At 65.1% G+C, this 23,731-nt stretch carries 23 protein-coding genes; 13 read left to right on the top strand and 10 right to left on the bottom strand.

Translation table 11 applies throughout. The features are described from left to right. Nucleotides 1-113 precede the first annotated feature (113 nt). Genes ACSQ9A_RS25945 through ACSQ9A_RS25935 form a run of 3 tightly spaced genes read right to left on the bottom strand, consistent with a single transcriptional unit; the run spans nt 114 to nt 3,249 of the window. Entirely contained in the window at nt 114-1,145 is a 1,032-nt protein-coding gene (locus ACSQ9A_RS25945; protein ID WP_436305786.1) for a LacI family DNA-binding transcriptional regulator, read from the bottom strand. A gap of 27 nt (nt 1,146-1,172) precedes the next feature. Further along, nucleotides 1,173-2,159, bottom strand: a complete 987-nt coding sequence (gene dhaK / locus ACSQ9A_RS25940; protein ID WP_436305785.1) for a dihydroxyacetone kinase subunit DhaK — start codon at nt 2,157-2,159, stop codon at nt 1,173-1,175. A gap of 58 nt (nt 2,160-2,217) precedes the next feature. Further along, entirely contained in the window at nt 2,218-3,249 is a 1,032-nt protein-coding gene (locus ACSQ9A_RS25935; protein WP_436293976.1) for a LacI family DNA-binding transcriptional regulator, read from the bottom strand. A gap of 165 nt (nt 3,250-3,414) precedes the next feature. On the opposite strand from ACSQ9A_RS25935, the gene ACSQ9A_RS25930 reads away from it, so the two are divergent. The 9 genes from ACSQ9A_RS25930 to ACSQ9A_RS25890 are packed head-to-tail and all read left to right on the top strand — an operon-like array spanning nt 3,415 to nt 11,316. Then, on the top strand, nt 3,415-4,755 hold the full coding sequence (locus ACSQ9A_RS25930; RefSeq protein ID WP_436305784.1) for an ABC transporter substrate-binding protein: 1,341 nt from the start codon (nt 3,415-3,417) through the stop codon (nt 4,753-4,755). 23 nt (nt 4,756-4,778) lie between these two features. Continuing rightward, nucleotides 4,779-5,729 (top strand): carbohydrate ABC transporter permease, encoded by a 951-nt coding sequence (locus ACSQ9A_RS25925; RefSeq protein ID WP_093108492.1) that lies wholly within the window; start codon nt 4,779-4,781, stop codon nt 5,727-5,729. Continuing rightward, on the top strand, nt 5,726-6,673 hold the full coding sequence (locus ACSQ9A_RS25920; protein ID WP_093108327.1) for a carbohydrate ABC transporter permease: 948 nt from the start codon (nt 5,726-5,728) through the stop codon (nt 6,671-6,673). Before ACSQ9A_RS25925 ends, ACSQ9A_RS25920 begins: the two co-directional genes overlap by 4 nt. Further along, nucleotides 6,670-6,840: a hypothetical protein gene (locus tag ACSQ9A_RS25915; RefSeq protein ID WP_170855626.1), complete on the top strand. Its 171-nt coding sequence runs from the start codon at nt 6,670-6,672 to the stop codon at nt 6,838-6,840. The genes ACSQ9A_RS25920 and ACSQ9A_RS25915 overlap by 4 nt, the downstream gene beginning before the upstream one ends. Nucleotide 6,841: 1 nt before the next feature. After that, entirely contained in the window at nt 6,842-7,954 is a 1,113-nt protein-coding gene (locus tag ACSQ9A_RS25910) for an ABC transporter ATP-binding protein (protein WP_436305783.1), read from the top strand. Then, entirely contained in the window at nt 7,941-8,972 is a 1,032-nt protein-coding gene (locus ACSQ9A_RS25905; RefSeq protein ID WP_436305782.1) for an ABC transporter ATP-binding protein, read from the top strand. Before ACSQ9A_RS25910 ends, ACSQ9A_RS25905 begins: the two co-directional genes overlap by 14 nt. Next, nucleotides 8,969-9,601: a dihydroxyacetone kinase subunit DhaL gene (gene dhaL / locus ACSQ9A_RS25900; RefSeq protein ID WP_436305781.1), complete on the top strand. Its 633-nt coding sequence runs from the start codon at nt 8,969-8,971 to the stop codon at nt 9,599-9,601. Before ACSQ9A_RS25905 ends, dhaL begins: the two co-directional genes overlap by 4 nt. After that, nucleotides 9,598-10,581, top strand: a complete 984-nt coding sequence (gene dhaK, locus ACSQ9A_RS25895; protein ID WP_436305780.1) for a dihydroxyacetone kinase subunit DhaK — start codon at nt 9,598-9,600, stop codon at nt 10,579-10,581. Before dhaL ends, dhaK (ACSQ9A_RS25895) begins: the two co-directional genes overlap by 4 nt. Nucleotides 10,582-10,626: 45 nt before the next feature. Then, nucleotides 10,627-11,316, top strand: a complete 690-nt coding sequence (locus ACSQ9A_RS25890) for an alpha/beta hydrolase family protein (protein ID WP_436305779.1) — start codon at nt 10,627-10,629, stop codon at nt 11,314-11,316. Nucleotides 11,317-11,353: 37 nt separating this feature from the next. On the opposite strand, the gene ACSQ9A_RS25885 is transcribed toward ACSQ9A_RS25890, so the two are convergent. The 6 genes from ACSQ9A_RS25885 to ACSQ9A_RS25860 all read right to left on the bottom strand — a co-directional run bounded on the left by ACSQ9A_RS25885 (nt 11,354) and on the right by ACSQ9A_RS25860 (nt 19,349). Beyond that, on the bottom strand, nt 11,354-12,610 hold the full coding sequence (locus ACSQ9A_RS25885; protein ID WP_436305778.1) for an NAD(P)/FAD-dependent oxidoreductase: 1,257 nt from the start codon (nt 12,608-12,610) through the stop codon (nt 11,354-11,356). A 140-nt stretch (nt 12,611-12,750) separates the two neighbouring features. Further along, entirely contained in the window at nt 12,751-13,866 is a 1,116-nt protein-coding gene (locus ACSQ9A_RS25880) for an enolase C-terminal domain-like protein (RefSeq protein ID WP_436305777.1), read from the bottom strand. A gap of 68 nt (nt 13,867-13,934) precedes the next feature. Next, nucleotides 13,935-14,765 (bottom strand): transporter substrate-binding domain-containing protein, encoded by an 831-nt coding sequence (locus ACSQ9A_RS25875; protein WP_436305776.1) that lies wholly within the window; start codon nt 14,763-14,765, stop codon nt 13,935-13,937. A 63-nt stretch (nt 14,766-14,828) separates the two neighbouring features. After that, complete coding sequence (gene amaB / locus ACSQ9A_RS25870) at nt 14,829-16,334, bottom strand: L-piperidine-6-carboxylate dehydrogenase (protein WP_436305775.1); 1,506 nt, start codon at nt 16,332-16,334, stop codon at nt 14,829-14,831. A gap of 54 nt (nt 16,335-16,388) precedes the next feature. Next, nucleotides 16,389-18,140 (bottom strand): thiamine pyrophosphate-binding protein, encoded by a 1,752-nt coding sequence (locus tag ACSQ9A_RS25865; RefSeq protein ID WP_436305773.1) that lies wholly within the window; start codon nt 18,138-18,140, stop codon nt 16,389-16,391. A 72-nt stretch (nt 18,141-18,212) separates the two neighbouring features. Next, nucleotides 18,213-19,349, bottom strand: a complete 1,137-nt coding sequence (locus tag ACSQ9A_RS25860) for a saccharopine dehydrogenase family protein (RefSeq protein ID WP_436305772.1) — start codon at nt 19,347-19,349, stop codon at nt 18,213-18,215. 445 nt (nt 19,350-19,794) lie between these two features. On the opposite strand from ACSQ9A_RS25860, the gene ACSQ9A_RS25855 reads away from it, so the two are divergent. The 4 genes from ACSQ9A_RS25855 to ACSQ9A_RS25840 all read left to right on the top strand — a co-directional run bounded on the left by ACSQ9A_RS25855 (nt 19,795) and on the right by ACSQ9A_RS25840 (nt 22,690). Next, on the top strand, nt 19,795-20,715 hold the full coding sequence (locus ACSQ9A_RS25855) for a transporter substrate-binding domain-containing protein (RefSeq protein ID WP_436305771.1): 921 nt from the start codon (nt 19,795-19,797) through the stop codon (nt 20,713-20,715). Between the two features lie 106 nt (nt 20,716-20,821). Further along, the gene (locus ACSQ9A_RS25850) at nt 20,822-21,529 is read left to right on the top strand and encodes an amino acid ABC transporter permease (RefSeq protein ID WP_244503918.1); all 708 of its coding nucleotides are present in this window, start codon (nt 20,822-20,824) and stop codon (nt 21,527-21,529) included. Between the two features lies 1 nt (nt 21,530). Further along, the gene (locus ACSQ9A_RS25845; RefSeq protein ID WP_436305770.1) at nt 21,531-22,319 is read left to right on the top strand and encodes an amino acid ABC transporter ATP-binding protein; all 789 of its coding nucleotides are present in this window, start codon (nt 21,531-21,533) and stop codon (nt 22,317-22,319) included. After that, the gene (locus tag ACSQ9A_RS25840; protein WP_093108341.1) at nt 22,316-22,690 is read left to right on the top strand and encodes a GFA family protein; all 375 of its coding nucleotides are present in this window, start codon (nt 22,316-22,318) and stop codon (nt 22,688-22,690) included. The genes ACSQ9A_RS25845 and ACSQ9A_RS25840 overlap by 4 nt, the downstream gene beginning before the upstream one ends. Here ACSQ9A_RS25840 and ACSQ9A_RS25835 read toward each other — a convergent pair. Beyond that, complete coding sequence (locus ACSQ9A_RS25835) at nt 22,658-23,605, bottom strand: LysR family transcriptional regulator (RefSeq protein WP_436306364.1); 948 nt, start codon at nt 23,603-23,605, stop codon at nt 22,658-22,660. The genes ACSQ9A_RS25840 and ACSQ9A_RS25835 overlap by 33 nt on opposite strands. Between the last annotated feature and the right edge of the window lie 126 nt (nt 23,606-23,731).

Below are 23,731 nucleotides of genomic sequence, written 5' to 3'. Positions count from 1 at the left end.
TCTCCTTGAAATTGAAAGAGGTCGATGGCTTAGGTAGCGCTACCATTTAATGGTCTGAATGATAGCGCTACCAACTGCGGCGTCAAGCAGCCGAATCTAGGGGTTTATACGGATCAGGCGCTGTCGCGGTCGACGATCGAGAAGCCGATGTCGACGACACGGGGGTCGACCTGGCGGCCTTCCGCGCGGTCCACGATGAAGCGCGCGGCCTGCCGGCCGATGGCCTTGCTGTCGATGCGCACCGTGCTCAGCGCCGGATTCAGGTCGGCCGCGAACTCGAGATCGCCGAAGCCGACCACCGCCAACTGCGCCGGCACCGCGATGCCGCGCGCCTGCGCCTCGGTCATCACGCCGAGCGCGAGCAGGTCGGAGCTGCAGAACACGGCGTCGATGTCCGGCGCGACCGCGAGCAGTTCGGCCAGCGCGCGGCGGCCGCTCTTCATCGTGGTGGGCGCCGGCACGTAGATCAGGCGCACCTCGCGCAGGCCGGCGGCGCGCGCCGCATCCTGGAAAGCCTGGTGACGCCGCCGCGAGCGTTCGTCGTCGCCCGCCACCACCGCGAGCCGGCTGCGCCCCTTGCTGCGCAGGAAGTCGACCACCGCGCGCCCCACCTCGACGTGCGAGAAGCCGACCAGCATGTCCAGCGGCGTGGGCGTGAGGTCCCAGGTCTCGACCACCGGAATGCCCGCGGCCAGCAGGCGCTTGCGTCCCTCGGCCGAATGCATGATGCCGGTGAGCACGATGCCATCCGGCCGGCGGCCGATGATGGCCTCGAGCAGCGCATCCTCGCGCGATTCGGCATAGCCGCTCTGGCCCAGCATGAGCTGGTATCCGCTCTCGGCGAGGGCCTCGGTCAGCGCCTGCACGGTCTGCAGGAACACCGGCCCGGCGATGGTCGGCACCACCGCGGCCACCAGCCGGCTGCGCGTCGATGCCAAGCCACCGGCCAGGCCGTTGCGCACATAGCCCGTGCGGGCCACCGCGTCGGTGACTTTCTTCAGCACCTCGGCCGACACCTGCGCCGGCGTGTTGAGCGCGCGCGACGCGGTGATGGGCGCCACGCCGGCGAGCTTGGCGACGTCGTGCAGCGTGACGGCGCCGCTGCCGCGGCGGGTGCGGCGTGCCGGGGTGGCCTCGGGGTTCATGGGCCGGATTCTAGCGCCGCGATAGCGCTACCAGTGCAGTGTCGGCGTGTGCACCGGCGCGTCCCACAACCGCTTGGCCTCGTCGTCGAGCGCCGTGACGGTGAGCGAGGCGCCCGCCATCTCGAGCGAGGTCGTGTGGTTGCCCACCAGCGTGCGCGCCACTGTCAGCCCTTCGGCGGCGAGCCGCCGGCGCGCATGGTGCTGCAGCAGGTAGAGCTCCATCAGCGGCGTGCCGCCCAGGCCGTTGACGTGCAGCAGCACCTCGCGGCCACGCGCGAGCGAAAGATCCTTGAGGATTGGGTCGAGCAAGAGGTCGACGATCTCGACCGCCGGCGCGAAGGGCATGCGCTGGCGCCCCGGTTCGCCGTGGATGCCGACGCCGAGCTCCATCTCCTGCTCGCCGATCTCGAAGGTCGCCACGCCCGAGGCCGGCACGATGCAGCTGTTGAAGGCCACGCCCATCGAGGCGGTGCAGCTGTTGATGCGGTCGCCCAGCGCCTTGCAGTCGAACAGGTCGGCGCCGGCCTCGGCCGCGGCGCCGACGATCTTCTCGACGATCACGGTGCCCGCCACGCCGCGGCGGCCGCTCCCGTGGGTCGAATGGTCGATCGCGACGTCGTCGTCGACCACCACCATCAGGTGGTCGAGATCGACCAGCATGTCGCTCGCCATCTGGAAGTTGAGGCGGTCGCCGGCGTAGTTCTTGACGATGAAGAGCACGCCGCGGCCGGCGTTCACGCGGTGCGCCGCGGCCATCCACTGGTCGGGCGTGGGCGAGGTGAACACCTGCCCCGGGCAGGCCGCGTCCAGCATGCCCCGGCCCACATAGCCGGTGTGCAGCGGCTCGTGCCCCGAGCCGCCGCCGGACACCACGGCCACCGCGTCCTTCTTGGGCACGCGCCGGCACACGAAGGTCGGGTCGAACTCGACGGCCAGCAGCGCCTCGTGCGCCGACGCGAGGCCCGACAGGCTTTCGACGACCGCGTCGTCGACGTAGTTGATGAATTTCTTCATCGCGTGTCCTCGCGGGGCGAACATGAAGAGCGCATCGTGGGGCGATCGTGGGCGGCTGTCATGCGAGGTTCTCCGCAGTGAGGATGTCGACCCGCGGATTGCTGACCGCCAGCGCCCCGCGCACGCCTTCGCACAGCGCGCGCAGCACGCGCGCCGCGGTGGTCACCACGTAGTGCACGTCCTGGTGCAGCACGAAGCTCAGCGCACCGGAGATCAGCATGGCGCGATGCATGTCGAGCAGGTCGTGCGCGATCACGCCGAGCGAGGCGTCGTAGCCGTGCTCGGCCAGCGCGCGGTGCACGCCGTGGCTGCCGGGGCCGACGTTGTAGACCGCGGTCAGACGCCCGCCGGTGGCCTGGGGGTCCAGCGCCTCGCGCGCGCGCCGGTAGGCCTCGTCTTCCGATTCCGGCATGTCGTCCACGCGCAGCAGCCGGGCGCCCGCGAAGCGCTCTTCCAGCACCTGCGCGAAGCCGATGCCGCGATCGATCTCGGCCGCATAGCGCGTGGCCGGCGACAGCAGCGCGCAGTGACCCTGGCCGGCCGGCGCCTCGCGCCCGAGCAGCAGGCCCGCGGTGCGGCCGGCGGCGCGGTTGTCGGCGCCGATGAAGGTCTCGCGCATCGAGCCCGCGACGTCGGAGAACAAGGTGACCACGTGCACGCCGGCGCGCACCAGCTCGTTGACGGCCAGCTTCACCGCCGGCGTGTCGGGCGCCAGCAGGGCCACGCCGTCCATGTCCGAGAGGCGCGCGAGCTCCTCGGCGAAGGCCGCCGCATCGTGGGCCGGCAGGCGGCGCGTCACCTCGGTGATGTGCTGGTGCCGGAAATCGCCGGCCGCCTGCGCGATCACGCGATCCACCAGGTCGAAGAAGCCGCGCCGGGTCGAAGGCAGCACGAAGGCGAAACGGTAGCTCTCGGTCGAGCGCGGCCGGCCGCGCATCGGCACGGCGCCGCCCAGTTCCTTCATCGCGTCGCGCACGCGCTGCACGGTGACGGGGTTGACGCCGGGGCGGCTGTTCAGCACGCGGTCGACGGTGGCGGTGCTGACGCCGGCCGCTTCGGCGATCTGGGTGATGGTGACGGTAGTGGCCAAGTGCGGAAAGCGCCTCAATAAATCAATCAGGAGTGTCGCCGATGTCGATCGCCGGGCTTCACCGGACTATCCCGATCCGTCTGAGGTCTTAGGGTTTGCGTTGATTGATTTATTTATTGCCATCTTTATTCTTCAATCGTCCCATGACCAACAGGAGATAAAGCAATGAAGTGGTTGACGAACAAGCGATCGACTTTCGGCACGGCGCTCCTCGCGGCGCTGACGCTGGCCTCCGGTGCCGCGCAGGCCCAGACCAAGCAGCTCACGCTGTGCTGGGCGGCCTGGGATCCGGCCAACGCGCTGGTGGAGCTGTCGAAGGACTTCACCGCCCAGACCGGCGTGCAGATGAAGTACGAGTTCGTGCCCTGGCCGAATTTCGCGCAGCGCATGCTCAACGAGCTCAACTCCAAGGGCAAGCTGTGCGATCTCTTGATTGGCGACAGCCAGTGGATCGGCTCGGCCGCGACCGAGGGCCACTACATCAAGCTCAACGAGTTCTTCGACAAGAACGGCATCAAGATGAGCGACTTCATGCCCGCCACCGTCGAGGGCTACTCGACCTGGCCCAAGGGCACGAAGAACTACTGGGCGCTGCCCGCGATGGGTGATGCCGTGGCCTTCACCTACCGCAAGGACTGGTTCGCCCGGCCCGAGCTGCAGGCGGAGTTCAAGACCAAGTACAACCGCGAGCTCGCGCCGCCCAAGACCTGGGACGAGTTCAAGCAGATCGGCCAGTTCTTCCAGAACCGCACGATCGACGGCAAGAAGGTTTATGGCGCGGCGCTCTACACCGAGCGCGGCTCCGAGGGCATCACGATGGGCGTGACGAACACCCTGTACGCCCACGGCATGCAGTACGACAACCCGAAGAAGCCGTACGACATGAAAGGCTTCATCAACGGGCCCGAGGCCGTGGCCGGCCTCAAGTTCTACAAGGAGCTGTTCGACTGCTGCACGCCGCCCGGGCATTCCAACGCCTACATGACCGAGGACCTCGACTCCTACAAGTCGGGCCAGGTCGCGATGCAGATGAACTTCATCGCTTTCTTCCCCGGCATCGCGAAGGACCCGAACGTGGGCGGCGAGAAGACCGGCTTCTTCACCATGCCCAAGGCCAAGGTCGCCGCGGCGCAGCTCGGCGGCCAGGGCATCTCGGTCGTCAAGTACTCCGACAAGAAGGAGCTCGCGCTCGACTACATCAAGTGGTTCGCGCAGCCCTCGGTGCAGCAGAAATGGTGGGACGCGGGCGGCTTCTCGTGCCACAACGCGGTGCTCGGCAAGCCGGGCTTCGAGAAGAGCACCTCGTACGCGCCGGTGTTCCTCGACTCGATGAAGATCGTGCGTGACTTCTGGCAGGAGCCGAGCTATGCGCAACTGCTGCTGGCGATGCAGAAGCGCACGCACGACTACGTGGTGGCCGGCAAGGGCACGCCGCAGGAAGCGCTCGACGGTCTGCTCAAGGACTGGACCGAGGTCTTCAAGGAAGACGGGAAGATCAAGCCTTGAAGCGTGAGACGGCGGAGCCGACCATGAGCGCCCTACCGTTGGCCACCACCGTTCGCGCCGAGCCGGGCATCGCCGTTCGCGGCAGGGTGCCCGGCCAAGGCCTCTCCGACCGCGCGCTGGCATGGCTTTTCGTCGGCCCGACGATCCTGCTGCTGCTGGCCTTCAACATCTTCCCGCTCATCTGGACGATCTGGCTGTCCTTCACCAACTTCCGCGCCAACCGGCCGGGCGCCGAGGTGCTGTGGGTCGGCATCGGTAACTACTCGCGGGTGCTCAACGACGAGTCGATCTGGGAGAACATGCGCGCCACCGCGCACTTCCTCACCTGCTCGATCACGCTGCAGCTGCTGCTCGGCTTCGGCCTGGCGCTGATGCTGAACCGGCGCTTTCGCACGCACAGCTTCTGGAGCACCGCGATCCTGCTGCCGATGATGCTGGCGCCGGCCGTGGTCGGCACCTTCTGGAAGTATTTCTTCGAGCCGCAGTACGGCATCTTCAACTACATCGTCAACTTCTTCGGCGGGCCCGGCACCTTCACCATGCTCGGCGATACGAAGCTCTCGCCCTGGGCCATCGTGCTGGTCGACACCTGGATGTGGACGCCCTACGTGATGCTGCTGCTGCTGGCTGGCCTGCGCTCGATCCCGCCCTATCTCTACGAAGCCGCCGAGATCGACCGCGCGAGCGAGTGGACCAAGTTCTGGCGCATCACGCTGCCGATGGTGATGCCCTTCATCATCCTCGCGGTGCTGTTCCGCGTGATCGAGAACTTCAAGATGTTCGACCTCGTGGACCAGCTCACCAACGGCGGCCCGGGCTCGGTGACCGAGCTGGCGTCGATCAAGCTCAAGCGCGAGGCCTTCGAGAAATGGCGCACCGGCTACAGCTCGGCGCTGGCCATCATCCTCTTCGTGGCCATCTACGGGCTCTCGCTCGTGACGGTGCGATTCCTCGATCGGGTGAAGCAGCGATGAAGAACGCCGTCCACAGCCCGCTCGACCCGACGCCGCGCGCGAAGGCTTTCGCCGGCATCGTCGTGATCGGCTACGCGCTGATCTCGCTGATCCCGCTGGTGTGGATCCTGCTGACCAGCTTTCGCACGCCGCAGGATGCGATCGCCTATCCGCCGCAGGTCATCACGCAGCCTTCGCTGATCGGCTACGTCAACCTCTTCACCACCCGCTCGCGCGTGGGCGCGCAGGAGCTGGCCGCGCTGCCGCCACCGGCCACCTGGTACGAAGGCCTGGTGCGCGAGCAGCAGATGATCCTGGCCGGGCCCTCGCGCTTCTCGGACCGCTATCTCAACTCGGTGCTGATCGGCTTCGGCTCGACGCTGCTGTCGGTGGTGCTGGGCACGCTCGCGGCCTATGCCTTCTCGCGCTTTCGCGTGCCGGGCAAGGACGATCTGCTGTTCTTCATCTTGTCGACGCGGATGATGCCGCCGATCGCGGTGGCGATCCCGATCTACCTGATGTACCGCGCGGTCGGCCTGTCGGACACGCACCTCGGGCTGATCCTGCTCTACACGGTGGTCAATCTCTCGCTCTCGGTCTGGCTGCTCAAGGGCTTCATGGACGAGATCCCGCGCGAGTACGAGGAGGCCGCCATGGTCGACGGCTACACGCGCTTCCAGGCCTTCATCAAGGTGGTGCTGCCGCAGGCCGCCACCGGCATCGCGACCACCGCGATCTTCTGCCTGATCTTCGCGTGGAACGAGTACGCATTCGCGCTCCTGCTCACCAGCGGCACGGCGCAAACCTCGCCGCCCTTCATCCCGACCATCATCGGCGAGGGCGGCCTCGACTGGCCGGCCATGGCCGCGGGCACCACGCTGTTCCTGCTGCCGGTGCTGGTGTTCACCGTGCTGCTGCGCAAGCACCTGTTGCGCGGCATCACCTTCGGAGCGATTCGGAAATGAAGAAGAACTGGTTGTCCCGCGCGCGCTGGGAGCCCGCCAGCATCGCCCTCATCGGGCTCGGCCTCGCGATGCTGATGCAGCCCTGGTCGCTCGAGATCTACAGCTGGTCCTTCGCCGTTCTGCTGGCCGGGGTCGCGGGCTACACGGTCGCCGGAAAGCTGCACTGACATGGCCGAGATCCGCATCGAAAAGCTGCACAAGCGCTTCAGCGATTTCGTCGCCGTGCGCGACTCCACACTGACGCTGGAAGACGGCAAGTTCGTCGTGCTGCTCGGCCCCTCGGGCTGCGGCAAGACGACCACGCTGCGCATGCTGGCCGGCCTCGAGTTCCCGACCTCCGGCTCGATCACGCTCGCGGGCCAGGACGTGACCTACCTGCGCCCGCGCGAACGCGACATCGCGATGGTGTTCCAGCTCTTCGCGCTCTACCCGCACCTGGGCGTGCGCGGCAACCTCGAGTTCCCGCTGCGCAACGAAGGCTTGAAGCGCGCCGAGATCGATCGGCGCGTAGCCGATGTCGCGGCCATCCTGCGCATCGAGCACCTGCTCGGCGCGCGGGTGGGCGGGCTTTCGGGCGGCGACCGGCAGCGCGTCGCGCTGGGCCGCGCGATCGTGCGGCAGCCCCAGGCCTTCCTGATGGACGAGCCGCTGGGCACACTCGACGCCGAGTTCCGCGAGCTGATGTGCGTGGAGCTGCGCAAGTTGCACGAGCGCTTGCGCACCACCACCGTCTTCGTCACGCACGACCAGAACGAGGCGATGGCGCTGGCTGACCACATCGTCGTGATGAACCAGGGCGAGATCCTGCAGGCCGACGAGCCGGGCGGCATCTACAACTTTCCGAGCTGCATGTTCGTCGCGCGCTTCATCGGCCGGCCGCCGATGAACTTCGTGCCGATCTCGGGCGCGGTGCGCTCGGGCGATGACGCGGTCTCGCTGGCCGGCTTGCCGGTGACGGTGCCGCGCATCGAGCAAGGCGCCGGCGCGGCGGTCCTCGGCGTGCGGCCGGAGCACGTTCAGGTCGGCGCGCCGGGCGAAGGGCTCGCGGCCGAGGTGCGGCATGTCGAGTACTTCGGCTCCCACTGGATCGCCGAGCTCGCCACCGCGGCCGGCGCGCTGAAGGCGCTGATCGACAAGTCGCAACGGCCGGCATTGGGCGACCGTGTCGCCATCGGCTTCAACACCGCGCGCATCGTGCTCTTCGACGCCGGCACCGAGCAGCTGCTTGCCAGCGCGACCACGCGCCACCACCGGGAGGCCTTGCGCCATGGCCAGCATTGAACTTAGCGGCGTGAGCCGCGCCTTCGGCGAGGTCAAGGCGGTGACGGAGCTGAGCCTCCACGTCGCCGACGGCGAATTCCTCGTGCTGCTGGGCCCCAGCGGCGCCGGCAAGACCACCACGCTGCGCCTCATCGCCGGCCTGGAGCGTCCCGATGCCGGGCGCATCCGCATGGACGGCCACGACATCACAGACAGCCTGCCCGCGAGCCGCGACTGCGCCTTCGTGTTCCAGCAGTACTCGCTCTACCCGCATCTCACCGTCTTCGACAACCTCGCCTTCCCCTTGCGCTCGCCGCTGCGGCGCAGCGAGCCGGCCGAGGTCAAGCGCCGGGTGGAGGAAGTGGCGGCCATGCTGCACATCGAGGCCAAGCTCACGCGCCGCGCCACCGAGCTCTCGGGCGGCGAGATGCAGCGCGTGGCCATCGGCCGCGCGCTGGTGCGCCGGCCGCGCGTGTTCCTGATGGACGAGCCGCTCTCCTCGCTCGATGCGCAACTGCGCGAGGAATTGCGCGTCGAGCTCCGGCGCCTGCAGCGCAGCACCGGCGCTACCGTGATCTACGTGACGCACGACCACGTGGAGGCCACCACCATGGCCGACCGCATCGGCATCCTCGAACGCGGCGTGCTGCAGCAGGTGGGCACGCCGCTCGCGGTCTACGGCGACCCGCACACGCTGCCGGTGGCGCAGCGCCTCGGCTCGCCGGCCATCAACGTGCTGCCGGCGCAATGGTTCGACGGCCGCTCGCCGGCCGGCACCGCGCACGTTGCGATCCGCCCCGAGGACGTGCTGCTCTCGCCGGAGGGCGAGGCGGCCGGCTTTCAGGTCATCGAGTGCTCGCTGGTCAAGCACCAGCTGGTGGCCGAGCGGCAGGGCGTGGAGGTGCATGCGCGCGTGATGCTCGACGCGCCGCTCGCGCCGGGTTCCGAGGCGCGCTTCGGCTTTCCCGCCGAGCGCTGTCTTTTCTTCGATGCGGCCGGATGCCGCATCGCCGCACCCCGAATCCAGGAAGTCTCATGAAAACGGTACACATCATCGACGCGCTGGAAGCCGTGCAGGCGGCGATCCTCGCCAACGAGAGCCAGATCGAATCGCTGGACCGCGCCATCGGCGACGGCGACCACTTCATCAACGTGCGCCGCGGCTGCGATGTGCTGATGGCGATGCGCGACGAGCTGGCGCCGCTCGCGCCCGGTGCGGCCTTCGGCAAGATCGGCCTGAAGCTGCTGTCGACCATCGGCGGCGCCTCGGGTCCGTTGATCTCGAGCTTCTTCATCGCGATGGGCAAGATCCTCGCCGGCATCGACGAGCCCGACCGCCGGCAGTTCGCCGCCGCCTTCGCGGATGGCGTCGAGGCCATCAAGAGCCGGGGCAAGGCCGACCTCGGCGAGAAGACCATGCTCGACGTGCTGATCCCGGTCTCGCGCCTGCTGCAACGCCTCGCCGAAGAAAACACGCCGCTGCCGCAGGTGTGCGAGCAGCTCACGGCCGAGGCCCACCGCAACATGCTCGCCACGCGCGACATGACCGCCACCAAGGGACGCGCCTCCTTCCTCGGCGAACGCGCGCTCGGCCACATCGACCCGGGCTCGAAGACCTGCGAAGTCGCCATTACCGCGGTGTGCGACACATGGAAGGAAATCGCATGAAGAAGTTCGTCAACGACGTGGACGCGATGCTGCGCGAGGCGCTGGCCGGCATGGTGGAGGCGCATCCGCAGCTGCTGCGCGTCGAGTTCGAGCCCACCTTCGTCGCCCGGCGCGAGCGCAGCGCGAACAAGGTGGCGCTGATCTCCGGCGGCGGCTCGGGCCACGAGCCGCTGCACGCCGGCTTCGTCGGCCGCGGCATGCTCGATGCGGCCTGCCCGGGCCAGGTGTTCACCAGCCCCACGCCCGACCAGATGCTGGCCGCCGCGGCCGCCACCGAAGCCGGCCAGGGCGTGCTCTTCATCGTCAAGAACTATGCCGGCGACGGCATGAACTTCCAGATGGCGAGCGAGATGCTCGAGACCGAGAACGCGACCGTGCTGGTCAACGACGACGTGGCGGTGGAGAACTCAACCCACACCACCGGCCGCCGCGGCGTGGCCGGCACGCTGGTCGTCGAGAAGATGGTCGGGTCGCTGTCCGAGCAGGGCGCGACGCTGGCCGAGTGCAAGGCGCTAGGCGACCGCGTGAACGCGGCCACGGCTTCGATGGGCGTGGCCTTCACGAGTTGCACGGTGCCGGCGGCCGGGCGGCCCACTTTCGACATCGGACCCGACGAGATCGAGATCGGCGTCGGCATCCACGGCGAGCCGGGGCGGCGGCGTGCGGCCCACATGCCGGCCGACGAGATCGTGCGCACGCTGATGGATGCGATCCTCGGCGATCTGAAGGCCCAGGCCGGGCGCCAGGTGCTGCTGCACGTCAACGGCTTCGGCGGCACGCCGCTGATGGAGCTCTATCTGCTGCACCATGCGGCGAACCGGCGGCTCGCTGCCGAGGGGCTCAAGCCCGTTCGATCGCTGGTGGGCAACTACACGACCTCGCTCGACATGGCGGGCGCCTCGCTGACCGTGACCCTGCTCGACGACGAGCTGGTGTCGCTGTGGGATGCGCCGGTTCATACGGCGGCGCTGCGCTGGTAGGGGCGGTGCGCTGCATACTTGGGGTTCAACTCCCTCCCACTCTGCATGACGCCTGAAACGCAGAAGATCTCCATTCCCGTCGACGGCAGCGTGAGCGTCTCCGCGCTCGTGCAGGCGCCGGCTGATCCGACTGCCTGCTACGTGTTCGCTCACGGCGCGGGTGCGGGCATGGCGCATCCGTTCATGAGCGCGGTATCGGACGGCTTGGCCGCACGAAGGATCGCAACCTTGCGCTACCAGTTCCCCTACATGGAGCTCGGCAGCAAGCGTCCCGATTCACCTCGCGTTGCCCATGCCGCGGTTCGGGCCGCTGCCACGCGGGCCTCCGAGATGTTCGGCGCGCTCCGCCTCTTCGCCGGCGGCAAGTCATTCGGCGGCCGAATGACATCGCAGGCGCAAGCGCTGGCGCCGCTGCCCGGCGTGGCCGGCCTCGTCTTTCTGGGTTTTCCACTGCATCCGGCAGGGGCGCCTTCGACCGAACGCGCGGCGCATCTGTTCGACGTGCAGTTGCCCATGCTGTTCATTCAAGGCACCGAGGACAAGCTCGCCGAGCTCGGCAGGATTCGCTCGGTAGTCGAGGAACTGGGAGACTGCGGGTCGCTGATGGAGGTCGCCCATGCGGACCACTCTTTTCATGTGCCCCGGCGCTCCGGCCGCGACGACGGCGAGGTGATGGAAGAGCTGCTCGACGGGATGGCGATCTGGATGCAGGCTTGGCACCCGGCAATGCCATAGAAGACCGGGCGTGCGAGCGCAGGGCCCGCACTTGTCCTCAGTGAATGAAACGAGAAGGCCGGAATGGCGCCGGGTCGAAGGCGCAAGCTTCGCCGACCATCATGGACGCCAGCAAGGAGGCGGTGCCGGGGCCGGTGCTGAAGCCGATGTGCTGATGGCCGAACGCGAGCCACAGGCCGGGATGTCGAGGGCATTCACCGATCATCGGCCGACTGTCCGGAAGCGTGGGTCTGCTCCCGAGCCAAGGGTCTGTTTCGAGCCGTCCGTCCAAGGGAAAAGCTTCCCGTGCCGATCGTTCTGCGAGTTCGAGCTGGATCAGGTTTTTCGGCGCATCGCGCGCGGTGAGTTGCACACCGGTGGACAAGCGCAAGCCTTGCTCCATGGGTGAAAGCACATACCCGCCTCCGGTGTCGTAGATCGGGCGACCGAGCGTGGCGCCGCCGGCGGCGCCATAGTGCATGTGATAGCCACGCTCGAACGCCATCGGCACCGATATGCCGAGCGACTTCCTGGCAAATTCCTTGGTCCATGGTCCCAGGGCGAGCACGACCCGAGAGACCTCATGGGCTCTGCCGTCCTCCTCGACGATCTGCCACGCGTCATTTGCAGCCGCCCGGCGAAGTCCGCCGACGAGTGCCTGCTTGATCCGTCCTCCTCGTGAGACGAAAAGCTTCGCGTACGCTTCCACCACTCGGCCGGGACTGTCGACAGAGGACGTGTCCTTGATCCAGAGTGCACGGGGAAAAAGATGCTTCAGATCAGGCTCGAGGTCCGAAAGCTCTTGCGCATCGAGCGCTTGTGTCGAGATGCTGAACTTGTCGAAGGTGTCGCGAGACAGCCGGCTGCCGTCGAAGCCCTGTTCGCTTCGATAGAGAAAAAGCCAGCCATTGGCGCGCAATCGGTGTGCGGCTCCCGCCTCGGCGAGCAAGCGTTGGTGCTCCTTGGTCGAGAGCTGGATCAATGCGTCGAGCGCGGCGGTGGTCTCGTTGAAGACACTCGAGCGCGCGCTGGAAAGAAAGCCCAGCGCCCAAGGCAGGTTCCTTGCCAGGAACAGTGGGTCGTAGCGGAACTGCGCCGAATTGTTCTTCAACAGCTTTGGAAGAGATGCCCACAGCCCGGGATTGTTGAAGGGCATCAGCGAGCTGCGTGCGATGACGCCGGCGTTTCCGTACGAGGTCTCGCGACCTGGCGCCACGCGATCGAAGATCGTCACGTCGTGGCCCCGCCGTTGCAGCTCGAGCGCGCATGACACGCCAACGATGCCGGCGCCCAGAATGGCAACGGTGTTTTTCATCGGGTGAACAGATCCATCCGAGTTTGCATGCCGGCGGCGCAGGGCGCAGTCGGATCAATCGACCGTGATGGCCTGCGCCAGCGGCAGCCGGTCCATGGCGCCGGATGGCGCGATCTCGCTGCGTGCGCTGATATCCACATTTACGCGGCGAGCGCGATGCGTTGCTTTTCTACGATCTTCCAATCGATCTCGACGCCGATTCCCGGGCCGCTCGGCACATGCACGTGCCCTGCTTCGGCCGGTGTCATCTGCACAAGAATGTCCTCCTGGAAGACATACTTGGGCATGTAGAACTCGCAGCCCAAAGACACGTTGGAGCTCGCGGCAATGAAATGAGAAGCCGCAGCGAGCGCGACGCCGCCCTCCCATAGCGTGCCGCCGTAGCATGGAAGACCTGCAGCTTCGGCCACCGCATTCACCTTCATGGCCTTGCCAATTCCGCCGGCTTTCATGAGCTTGATGCTGATGATGTCGGCGGCGCGCTCCACGATAGTGCGAAGCGCCTCGGCCGGCGAGAATACGCTTTCGTCGGCCATGACAGGCGTGTCCAATGCCGCCGCGATCTGCGTCATCGCCGCGATGGCATCTCGCGGCACCGGTTGCTCGATAAAAGTGGGCTTAAACTGTTCGACATCGCGCAGCTGCTGAAGCGCGTTGTAGGGCTGAAGACCCTGGTTGTAGTCGATCCGGAGATCGAATTCGAAGCCAAGATGTTCTCTAAGTAGCGAGAGCCTGCGCATGTCTTCGGCATGCGATGCGAAGCCAGTCTTTATCTTGAAAATGTGATGTCCATCGGACAGCATCTGTTTTGCCAGCTCGATGTCGGCGTCGATGTCTGGATTGGCGATGGAGAAGGAAAAGGGAATCTTGTCCCTTACCTTGCCGCCGATCAACGCGTACAGGGGCACGCTAGCCGCCTTGCCGCAAATGTCGAACAGCGCCATTTCCACGGCCGCCTTCGCTTCTGGGCTACCGACCAGCGCGCGGTCGCACTCCATCATGCGCAGTGGGATATCGCGTGGATCCTTGCCCAAGAGCACGGGCCGCAAGTACTGCGCGATCCCATGGAACAGGTTCTCGTTGGTTCCCGAAAAAACCTCCCATGCCTGCCCTTCGCCGATGCCATCGATGCCTTGGTCGGTTCGAACACGGACCACCACGCGTTTGATGGAGGCGGCAATGCTTCCGACACCTTGCGAACGCTTCATCTTGATGGGCGATTCGAGCAGGTGTACCTCAATGTTTTGGATTTTCATGATGTGTGATCGTGATCTTTAAAGGTCAAACGCGGTCCGTTTTCTGCTGAGACCATGGGCCCCGACGGTCAGACCTTGATCTGGGGCGGAATCTTGTCTTCGCTGACGCCCCCGACAGATTTGAGGTTCGAGATGAAGATCTTGCGAATGTTGCCGCTTGCGCGTTCGGCGGCAAGCCAGCCATTGACATGTTTGAGCCACCTCGAGTCGGCCTCCTTGCGAACGCCGCCGTTAGAGGTCGCATTTTCTTCGGGCGTCAGTATGACCACTTGACCCACCGCGGGATTCTTGCTGGCCAGGCTCAGGGCCAACGGCAAGACAAGGATCTGAGCGTCAGCGCGACCGACCTGCAACGCGAGCGTCGCATCAACCGCGCTTTCCAGGCGCGTGATGTTCGCGCTCTTGAGTAGCCGCGTGACGAGGGTGTCATGCGAAGAGCCCTTGTCCACCACGATCCTGATGTTGGGCTGATCGAGATCTGCCCAGGATTTGGGCGTGAAGCCCTTTCTGCACACTGCGGTGAATGCGATATTGAGGATCGGATCTGTGAAGTCGATCGCCGCCAGGCGTGCGGGCGTCGGATTCAGGCCGAAGAAGATATCGATCTTCTGCGACTGCAGTTCGAGCACGGAGTTGCCCCAGCTGGTCGGTGTGATGTCGAGCTTTGCATCCATGCTTTTCGCCAGACCGCGGTAAAGGTCGGCCATGCAGCCGAGCCACTCACCGCTCACGAGATCCTTCTTGTAGTACGGGAGTCCGCCATCCACGGCGCCGACGCGCATGACCTTGGTGCGCGTCACACGCTCCCAAGTCGATTCGTTCGCTTGCGCGAACGCCGCCGTCCACGGGGCGGCGGAGGCCACCAACATCGAACCAGCAACAAAATTGCGACGCTTCATGATCGACTCCATTTCGGATGCGTTGAGGAAAGGGAAGGAAGAGGGGCGCAGCGCCGGTTGAGCTCAGAAGAAGCTGATGCCCTGGGCCAAAGGCAGTTCGGTCGAGTAATTGATGGTATTGGTGGTGCGACGCATGTACTGCTTCCAGGAATCGGAGCCACTTTCACGATCGCCGCCGGTTTCCTTCTCCCCACCGAAGGCGCCGCCGATCTCGGCGCCATTCGGCCCGATGTTGACGTTGGCCATCCCGCAGTCCGAGCCGGCTGCGGAGATGAAGGTCTCGACCTCGCGCATGTCGTTCGAGAAGATGCAGGATGACAGGCCCTGCGGCACATCATTGTGCACTTCGATCGCGTTGTCGAAGTCGTCGTAGGTCAGCACATAGAGCAGGGGGGCGAAGGTCTCGTGACGCACGATGGCAGTTTGCTCTGGCATCTCGACGATGGCTGGATGCACGTAGAACCCCTTCGGAAACTCCTGCTCGAGCGTGCGCTCTCCGCCGATCAACACCTTGCCGCCTTGCTCCTTGGCGGCCGCGATCGACTTCTGCAGCGCGTTGTAGGCGTCTTCGTCGATCAGCGGGCCGACCAAGGTGCCGGATGTCAGGGGATTTCCGATCCGCAGTGTCGAATAGGCCTTCAACAGCTTCTGGAGGAGCGCGTCCTTGACGGAGCGATGAACGATCAGGCGGCGCAGCGACGTGCAGCGCTGCCCCGCGGTGCCGACAGCGCCGAACAGGATGGCACGCAGCGCCATGTCAAGGTCTGCCGCCGGCGTGACGACCATGGCGTTGTTGCCGCCGAGTTCAAGGATGCGCTTGCCGAACCGGCTGGCGACCTTGGGGCCGACGGCGCGACCCATCCGCGTGGATCCAGTCGCCGAAATGAGCGGAATCGATGGGCTTTCGACCAGGGCTTCGGCCAGTGGCGCCTTTCCGATCACGATCTGGGCCAGTCCTTCAGGCGCCTTGTTGCCGAAGCGGGCGATGGCGCGCTCGAGCGCCTTGAATGTGGCGAGCCCCGACAGCGGTGCCTTTTCCGACGGCTTGAAGATCACCGGATCGCCGCACACCAGGGCGAGCGCTGCATTCCACGCAAACACCGCGCTCGGAAAGTTGAACGCGGTGATGACCGCGACCGGGCCCAGCGGATGGTATTGCTCCATGATCCGATGGCCAGGACGCTCGGACACGATGGTCTTGCCGCAAAGCTGCCGCGATTGGCCCAGCGCGAACTCGCAGATGTCGACGCCTTCCTGAACCTCGCCCTGGCCTTCTTCGATGATCTTTCCGACCTCGATCGAGACGATGTAGCCGATGTCTTTCTTCGCCTGGCGCAACTCCTCGCCCCACAGGCGCACCAGTTCGCCGCGCACGGGGGCCGGCACGGTGCGCCACTTGAGAAAGGCGGCCTTGGACTTGGAGATGATCTCGTTCATCTGCGACGCTGGCGTCTCGTGCAGGCGGGCCAGCTCGGCGCCGTCAACGGGAGAGCGCACGGCAAGCGAGCCGCCTTGGTATTCGCCCGGCTCGATGCCGCAGCGCTGGAAGACGGACAGCAGTTCACTCATGTTGTTTCCTCGACTCATCGGCAACTGGGCGTGCGGCTGCGCGCGCCCACGGGTCTACAGGTAGGCGACGTCTTCGGGTTGCAGCGCCAGGGGGTCGAGCCCCTTCTTGGTGAGCCAGGAATAGACTGGCGGCACTCGATCGGCGAGCGATTCGACGCGGATGTCCATGAGGCAAGGGCCGTCGTATTCGAAAGCTTCGTCCAGCGCCGCGATCAACTCGTCCGGCGTCGTGACGGTCCAGGCCTTGATGTCGAAGGCCTCCGCAATGGCTTGGCCGCGCGGCGGCAGGAAGTCGACGCCGAAGCACTCGTCGTGACCCTTCAGGCGATGAAGCCCCTTGATCCAGCCGAAGCAGCCATTGTTGAACAGCATCATCAGCGCGGGGACCTTCTTGCGCACCAGCGTCTCGAGTTCGCCTACGGTCATGTTGAAGGAGCCGTCGCCGAACATGCCGATCGGCCGCCGGTTCTTGTCCGCGTACCAGGCGCCGACCACCGCCGGGATGGCCGAACCCAAGCCACCGAATGCACGGGGAATCACGAAACGAGTGCGACGATCGCCGATCCGCAGGAAGCGGGTCATGTAGGGGGTCGGCGTGCCGGCGTCCGAAAGAATGTGGACGGCCTTGCCGTACTTCTCCAGGCGCTTGTTGAACTCGCGAACGACGCGCTCGGGCCGCAGCGGCACGTCGTCCAGGGACAGCACCGACTCGGCATGCTCCCAAAAATTCGAACGGTACTCGTTGAGGTGGTCGACCCACTTCTGGTGCTTCGACGTGTCGAAGTCCACGGGAGTCTCTTTCAACATCTGCTGCAGAACGAGCTGCGCATCGCCGGCGATCGACAGCAGGTTCTCGTAGTTGTTCGCGAGACGCTCGGGATTGATGTCGATCTGCACCACGCGCTTGTTCAGCGTCGATTTCGGGAAGGTCCACCCCACCGTGACCACGGAGCCCATCCGCGAGCCGACGAAGATCACCAGGTCGGACTCTTCCAGGGCGCGGTTGGCGTGGGGGTGGAAGCCGTTGTCGCCGATGACGCCGATGGCCAGGACATGGTCGTCCGGCAAGGAGCCCTGCCCGGTGATCGTGTTGACGACCGGAACGTTGAGCCTGGCCGCGATGTCGGTGAGAGCGCTTCCGGCGCACGAACGGTTCACGCCACCGCCTGCGACGAACAGCGGCTTGCGCGCCGCCTTGAGCAGGCCGAAGAGTTCGTCCAGCTTTCCAGGAGCCGGCGCCATCGGAAATGCAGGGAAGGTCTTGCACTCGGGCTCGGCGTGCAGCGAGATCGTGTTCGGGTCGATCTCGGCGAGCAGCATGTCCTCCGGGATCTGCAGGTGCACTGCACCGGGGGTTCCGGAGCAGGCGACACGGAACGCGCGCCGGATGATCTCGGGGAGCTTGTCCGCCGACTTGATCTGCACCGACATCTTCGTCACCGGCTCGAACAGCTTCGCGCAATCGAGTTCGGTGATCATGCCGCGGCCTTCGCCCGGCAGCGGGAGGTCGATCGTCAGGAGAATGACAGGCACCGAGGAGGCGTTCGACTCGGCAACCGGAGGAAGCGAGTACATCGCGCCGGCTCCCGACGGACACTCGAAGATGCCCGGCTTGTCGGTCAGGCGCGCGTATGCGTCGGCCATGTACCCGGCGGAGCGCTCGTCGCGCGCCATCACGTGTTCGATATCGCCCGTGCGGCGCTGGAGCGCCTCATAGAAGGGAACGTTCGTGTCCCCGGGGACGCCGAAGAGAACGTCGACGCCGTAGTTGATCAACATTTGCACGAGCACATCTGCACCACGCATGGGAAGCTCCACTTTTGGATTGCGAAAGAGGGCAGCGGTGCCGACCCGATGCCGGCACCGCCGAAGAACTGATCAGGCGTGCGCGGGTTCGCCTGTGGCCGCGCTGGCGGCGGACGAGACGCCGAGGCCCTTGTAGTAGTGACCGACCCTGGTCGCGAGGAACTGTTCGAGCGGGGCCTGCTCCTGGCCGACGAAGCCGCGCGCCGGAAGCTTTCCCTGCTGCAGCAACTCGAACACGCCGACAACGCCAGCGGCGGTGGTGAGTTCGATGGCTGTGCGGTCCTTTCCGCGCAGCGGAGCACCAAACACACGTCCGACGCGCGTCTCCTGTTCGAAGCGGCCGTCGCGCAGGCCGGACGCCGAGGCAAACAGGATCACGACGTCTTCACGGCTGTGCGGGACGGCGTGCTCGAGCACCTGGCGCAGCAGGTCGCGGCGCTCGATCAGGCGCAGGTCGTGCAAGAGGAAGTCCATCGCCGCGCGGTGCCCCGGATAGCGGATGGTCTTGTAGTCGAGGTTTCTGACCTTCCCCTTCAGGGTCTCGCACAACGTACCCAGGCCGCCCGACGTGTTGAAGGCTTCGAACGCTTCTGCGTCGAGCGTGAAGGTCTCGTGTCCCTCCATCGGTTGCACCGATACGAGCTGGCCGTTGACAATGGCATCGCACGGGTTGCAGTACTCGTTGATGACGCCGTCGATGCTCCACGTGAAGTTGTACCGCAGGCTGTTCGTTGCGTTGCGCGTCAGGGCGCCGACGCGCAGACGCAGGTCGTAGAGCTCGTCGAAGCGGCTGGCCAGGTAGCCTCCGAGCATGCCGATCACGCCGGGCGCCAGGCCGCTCTGCGGCATGAGGACCGAAGTCGCATCCTTCGAGATCTCTCGGATGGCCTTTGTCGCAGCCACGTCCTCGGTGAGGTCGAAGTAGTGGACGCCGCGCCTTGCAGCCTCGGTGGCCACGCGCTGCGCGAGGTAGAAGGGCAGGCAGTTGATCACGACCGAATGGGCCGAGAGCGCCGCACCCAGATCCTTCGCGCTCTCAACGTCGAGCGCGATTCGGCGTACCAACGTGTCGCTCTCAACACCGCGACCCGGCTTCACATCGGCGAGCGTGACCGGCAAGCGGTGGTACTCCGCGATCATGTCCGCCACCGTGCTGCCGACCTTGCCAGCACCCAGAACCAGAACGTTGTCGATCTGCAGCTTCGTCATTTCATTCCCCAGTGAGCATGTGTGCCCGTTGAATGAAAATGTAGAAGCGAGTCTTGACAGATGGTAGAGAGCAGATCGTCGAAAGAGCCAGCCGCTTCGTCAAACTGACGAGGGTGTTCGTCGAGTTGCCAGCGTGCGAGGTTGAGCGTGTGTGAGCACGCAGCGCCCCACTCGCGTTTTTCCCGATTGGCTGGATGCGTCGCGGTTGAGATCCTCGTGCCGCTTGCAACTGGTGCACCACGCGCCTCAAGTTGTCCATCGCAGACGCATTCCGAACGCAAGATCGCCGAGGCTGATGAGCTTTAGGTCTGAAGTCGGCCTGCGCGCCCGTTGCGGCAGTCAGCGGCTAAGAAACCGCGGAAAGGCGAGATAGCATACGTTTCGCCGAGAACGCTGTCGGTATGACGATAGATTTTCGTCGTATTGACGATGTGCCACGTTGTTTGTGACAGCACTGACTTCTAGACTTCATCCCGAGCTGGAAAGCGTTCTTTCCTTTTTTTCAATGGCGAGCTTCTTGCTTGGAGATACCGTGTTTACCAAACGAAACTTCTTCCGCGCTCTCGTGGCCGTGTCTACCGTCTGCGCTTTCGGTTCGGCTTCCGCGCAAGAGCCTGAAAGCTCGTTGGCAAGGGTGCAACGAACCAAGGTCCTGCGCGTCGGTGCGGTTGCCGGCGCCGTTCCGTATTTCGCCAAGGACATCAGCAGTGGCAAGTGGGAAGGCTTCGGACCGGACTTCGCGGAAAGCCTTGCACAAAAGCTCGGGGCCAAGGTCGAGTACGTCGAGACCACCTGGGGCAACGCCGTGCTCGACCTGCAATCCAACAAGATCGATGCCATGTTCGGCATGGCGCCGACGCCGGCCCGCAAGGAAGTTGTGAACTTCTCCGAGACGCTCTTCGACAACACCTACACCGTGGTTTGCAAGAAGGGCGTTCCGCAGAAGACCTGGGAGCAGCTGAACACGCCCGAGACGAAGATCGTCGTGGACGTCGGCTCGAGTCATGACCAACTGGCGACGCGCGTGCTGCCCAAGGCTGAGGTCACGCGCCTGGAAAACTCGGGCGCCGCCACGATGTCCCTGCAAGCGGGACGCTCTGATTGCCAGATTCTCGTGATCTTGCTGGCGCAGCCGTTGCTCGCGAAGCGCGGCTCCATCGGCACCATGCACATCCCGCAGCCCGTCTACACCGCGCCGGTGAGCATCGGCCTGCGCAAGGAGTCGGATCCGGGCATGCAGAAGGCGGTCAACGCCTGGTTGTCCGAAGTTCGCGGCAAGGGCGAAGTCCGCGGCGTGATCCTCAAGAACATGGAGAAGCTCGCAGGCGTTCCCGCAAGCGCATTCCCGCCTGAAATCAAGTTCTGAGGAGACTCTCATGGACTACGCGGACACCTCGAACGAGCCGAAGAGCCGTTCTCAACTTGGCATAGCGCTCCTGGTGCTTTTCGCCCTTGCTGGCATCTGGGCGGCCATGAAGCACTTCTCCGGCGGTGGTCCGGTCCCCGGGGCAGCAGGGTATGACTGGGACTTCGCCGTGTTGTGGAAGTACCGGGGCTTGTTGCTCAGCGGCCTGATGTACACGCTGATCTTCACGGTGGTCTGCGTCATCCTGGGGCTGTTGGTTGGCTTGGTGACCGGCCTGGGCCGGCTCTCCAGCAGTCCCTTGCTGACCGCGCCACTGCGCGCTTACATCGAGGTGTTCCGCTGCACGCCCGTGCTCGTTCAGCTTGTCTGGTTCTACTACGCCTTGCCTGTTCTGACCGGCATCGAGATGTCGGCCATGGTGGCCGCCACGCTCTGCCTGACGCTCTATGGCGGCGCCTTCTACTCGGAGATCGTTCGCGGGGGGATCATCTCGATCGACGCCGGACAAACGGAGGCAGCGAAGGCGCTCGGCATGACGCGCCTGCAACTGCTGCGACGCGTCATCCTTCCTCAGGCGTTCAAGAAGATGGTCCCGCCGCTGATGAACCAATCCATCATGCAACTGAAGAATACTTCGCTGCTCTCCGTACTGGCCGTCCCCGACCTGCTGTATCAAGGTCAGGTGATCGCACACGACACCTACCGTCCTCTGGAGATCTACACCTTCATCGCGATCACGTACTTCGCGGTTCTGCTGCCCATCACGATCTGGGCCAAACGCATGGAATTCGGCGCTGGCCCGAAGGAGGTGTGAAGTGTCCCGTCCCCTGATCGAAATCTCCAACTTGAAAAAGGCCTTTGGACAGAACGTGGTCCTGAAGGACATCACGCTCGCGATCGAGCGTGGTCAGGTGGTCGCGATGATCGGGCCGTCCGGGTCCGGCAAGTCGACACTTCTGCGCTGCATCAATCTTTTGTCGATCCCGAACGGTGGCCGCATCACGGTGGGCGAGCAGACGATCGAGTTCAACGGCGCGCACACGGCGCTGCCCAACGAGCGAAAGCTCGCGCGGTTCAGGGCGTCTACGGGGATGGTGTTCCAGCACTTCAATCTCTTTCCGCACATGACGGCCCTCCAGAACGTCATGGAAGGCCCGGTCACCGTCCTCAAGACGCCAAAGGCGCAAGCCGAGTCCGAGGCGCGCGCGCTGCTGGCCAAGGTGGGTTTGCTGGACCGAGCGGACTACTACCCGGACAAGCTTTCCGGCGGACAGAAGCAGCGCGTCGCGATCGCGCGAGCACTCGCCATGAAGCCAACGGTCATGCTGTTCGATGAAGCCACTTCGGCCTTGGATCCGGAACTGGTCGGGGAAGTCTTGAACGTCATCAAGGCCCTGGCCAAAGAAGGCATGACGATGATCCTGGTGACGCACGAGATCGGCTTCGCGCGAGAGGTCGCCGATCAGGTGATCTTCATGCGCGACGGCGTTGTCGCGGAATGCGGCCCGCCGAGCGTTGTGATCGACAACCCGCGGCAGGAATCGACGCGCGCCTTTCTCGGGCGATTCAAGGCGTCGGAGTCTGCCAACGCTGCGTTGGCATGAGCGTGGAGGCGCGACTGTCCTGGCACCCTGGACAATGCCACTGCGGTGCGGTCCGCTTCTGTTTTTCTTCGGATCTCACCAAGGGTGTGCGCTGCAACTGCAGCTATTGCGTGCGCAAGGCTGCACTGCATCACCGGGTCACGGCGGAGCGCTTCGTTCTGAAGTCGGGAGCAGACGAGCTGTCCGTGTATCGCTTCGGCACGCTACGCGCCAATCACTACTTCTGTCGGCACTGTGGCATCCACACGCACTGCAACCCGCGCTCGGCGCCTGAACAGGTGAACGTGAACCTGAATTGCGTCGACGAGGTCGCGACAGCGGGCCGCGCCATCGAGGTTTCAGCGTACGACGGCCGCAGCTGGCTCGCGTGATTTCGTCTGGCCGCGCGGCCGCGCCGCGGCGGCCTCGCCAACGAGCCAGTCCCGAAATGCCAGCACAAGGCGATTTTCTGCGCCGGTCTCTGGAACGACGACGTAGTAGGCCCGCTGGGTGATCAGCGCCTCACGGAACAGGACGATCAATCGATCGGATGCGAGCTCTTCCTCGACGAGAAACTTGGGTACCAGCGCCACCCCGAGTCCATTCGCCGCGGCCTGCGCGAGCATTGCGAATTGCTCGAAGCGCGGGCCGCGCATGGCATGCGGCGCCGCGATCTTGACCTGCTCGAACCATTCCGCCCACTGCATGGGCCGCGACGATTGGTGAAGGAGGCACTGACCCGCAAGATCCTCGCGGGTGTGAATGCCGCTGCGGCGCTTGAACTCAGGACTGCAAACAGGGACGACGCTTTCGCCGAGAAGGTAATCGCAGGAGGCGCCCGGCCAGAAGTCGACGCCGAAGTGGATGGCCGCGTCGAAGGGCTCGCGCGCAAAGTCGAAGGGTTCCGTTCTTGACGCGAAATTGACCGTGACGCCAGGCTGCAGCGCAGCGAAGCGCCTCATCCGGGGAATGAGCCATCGCGTCCCGAACGTCGGCAGCACGGCCAGATTGAGAACCTCGCCGATGCCGCCCATGGTCATCACGCGCTGGGTGGCGTTCGACATTGTCTCCAGGCCTGCGCGCAGCTCCGCCGCATAGACGCGGCCCGCATCCGTCAGCACGATGCGCTGACGCACGCGATGAAAGAGTGCTGTGCCGAGCTGATCCTCCAGCTGCTTGATCTGGCGCGAGATCGCACTTTGCGTGAGATGGAGTTCCTGTGCTGCGCGCGAAACGCTTGCATGGCGCGCAGCGCTTTCGAACGCCATGAGCTGCCCCATGGAGGGAAGAAATTCTCGTCTGAACATGATGATCAATGCGCAATAGGTTGAAGGGCTGCCCCATATACAGCGTGCGCGCCTTCCGAGCGAGTTGATTCCATTTTGACATGAAATCGTTCCAACATATCGCTATCAATCGCTCGCCCTTTTGAC

This window comes from Variovorax sp. LjRoot290 (genome assembly GCF_964253985.1).
Lineage (GTDB): Bacteria > Pseudomonadota > Gammaproteobacteria > Burkholderiales > Burkholderiaceae_C > Variovorax.
The sequence above is the reverse complement of the archived record's forward strand: the minus strand, read 5'-3'. Positions and strand labels throughout refer to the sequence as shown.

What these genes read in the sequence shown, in the direction of transcription:
- ACSQ9A_RS25945 (WP_436305786.1), bottom strand. Translation starts at nt 1,145, where the DNA reads ATGAACCCCGAGGCCACCCCGGCACGCCGCACCCGCCGCGGCAGCGGC.
- dhaK (WP_436305785.1), bottom strand. Translation starts at nt 2,159, where the DNA reads ATGAAGAAATTCATCAACTACGTCGACGACGCGGTCGTCGAAAGCCTG.
- ACSQ9A_RS25930 (WP_436305784.1), top strand. Translation starts at nt 3,415, where the DNA reads ATGAAGTGGTTGACGAACAAGCGATCGACTTTCGGCACGGCGCTCCTC.
- ACSQ9A_RS25925 (WP_093108492.1), top strand. Translation starts at nt 4,779, where the DNA reads ATGAGCGCCCTACCGTTGGCCACCACCGTTCGCGCCGAGCCGGGCATC.
- ACSQ9A_RS25920 (WP_093108327.1), top strand. Translation starts at nt 5,726, where the DNA reads ATGAAGAACGCCGTCCACAGCCCGCTCGACCCGACGCCGCGCGCGAAG.
- ACSQ9A_RS25915 (WP_170855626.1), top strand. Translation starts at nt 6,670, where the DNA reads ATGAAGAAGAACTGGTTGTCCCGCGCGCGCTGGGAGCCCGCCAGCATC.
- ACSQ9A_RS25910 (WP_436305783.1), top strand. Translation starts at nt 6,842, where the DNA reads ATGGCCGAGATCCGCATCGAAAAGCTGCACAAGCGCTTCAGCGATTTC.
- ACSQ9A_RS25905 (WP_436305782.1), top strand. Translation starts at nt 7,941, where the DNA reads ATGGCCAGCATTGAACTTAGCGGCGTGAGCCGCGCCTTCGGCGAGGTC.
- dhaL (WP_436305781.1), top strand. Translation starts at nt 8,969, where the DNA reads ATGAAAACGGTACACATCATCGACGCGCTGGAAGCCGTGCAGGCGGCG.
- dhaK (WP_436305780.1), top strand. Translation starts at nt 9,598, where the DNA reads ATGAAGAAGTTCGTCAACGACGTGGACGCGATGCTGCGCGAGGCGCTG.
- ACSQ9A_RS25890 (WP_436305779.1), top strand. Translation starts at nt 10,627, where the DNA reads ATGACGCCTGAAACGCAGAAGATCTCCATTCCCGTCGACGGCAGCGTG.
- ACSQ9A_RS25885 (WP_436305778.1), bottom strand. Translation starts at nt 12,610, where the DNA reads ATGAAAAACACCGTTGCCATTCTGGGCGCCGGCATCGTTGGCGTGTCA.
- ACSQ9A_RS25880 (WP_436305777.1), bottom strand. Translation starts at nt 13,866, where the DNA reads ATGAAAATCCAAAACATTGAGGTACACCTGCTCGAATCGCCCATCAAG.
- ACSQ9A_RS25875 (WP_436305776.1), bottom strand. Translation starts at nt 14,765, where the DNA reads ATGAAGCGTCGCAATTTTGTTGCTGGTTCGATGTTGGTGGCCTCCGCC.
- amaB (WP_436305775.1), bottom strand. Translation starts at nt 16,334, where the DNA reads ATGAGTGAACTGCTGTCCGTCTTCCAGCGCTGCGGCATCGAGCCGGGC.
- ACSQ9A_RS25865 (WP_436305773.1), bottom strand. Translation starts at nt 18,140, where the DNA reads ATGCGTGGTGCAGATGTGCTCGTGCAAATGTTGATCAACTACGGCGTC.
- ACSQ9A_RS25860 (WP_436305772.1), bottom strand. Translation starts at nt 19,349, where the DNA reads ATGACGAAGCTGCAGATCGACAACGTTCTGGTTCTGGGTGCTGGCAAG.
- ACSQ9A_RS25850 (WP_244503918.1), top strand. Translation starts at nt 20,822, where the DNA reads ATGAAGCACTTCTCCGGCGGTGGTCCGGTCCCCGGGGCAGCAGGGTAT.
- ACSQ9A_RS25840 (WP_093108341.1), top strand. Translation starts at nt 22,316, where the DNA reads ATGAGCGTGGAGGCGCGACTGTCCTGGCACCCTGGACAATGCCACTGC.
- ACSQ9A_RS25835 (WP_436306364.1), bottom strand. Translation starts at nt 23,605, where the DNA reads ATGTTCAGACGAGAATTTCTTCCCTCCATGGGGCAGCTCATGGCGTTC.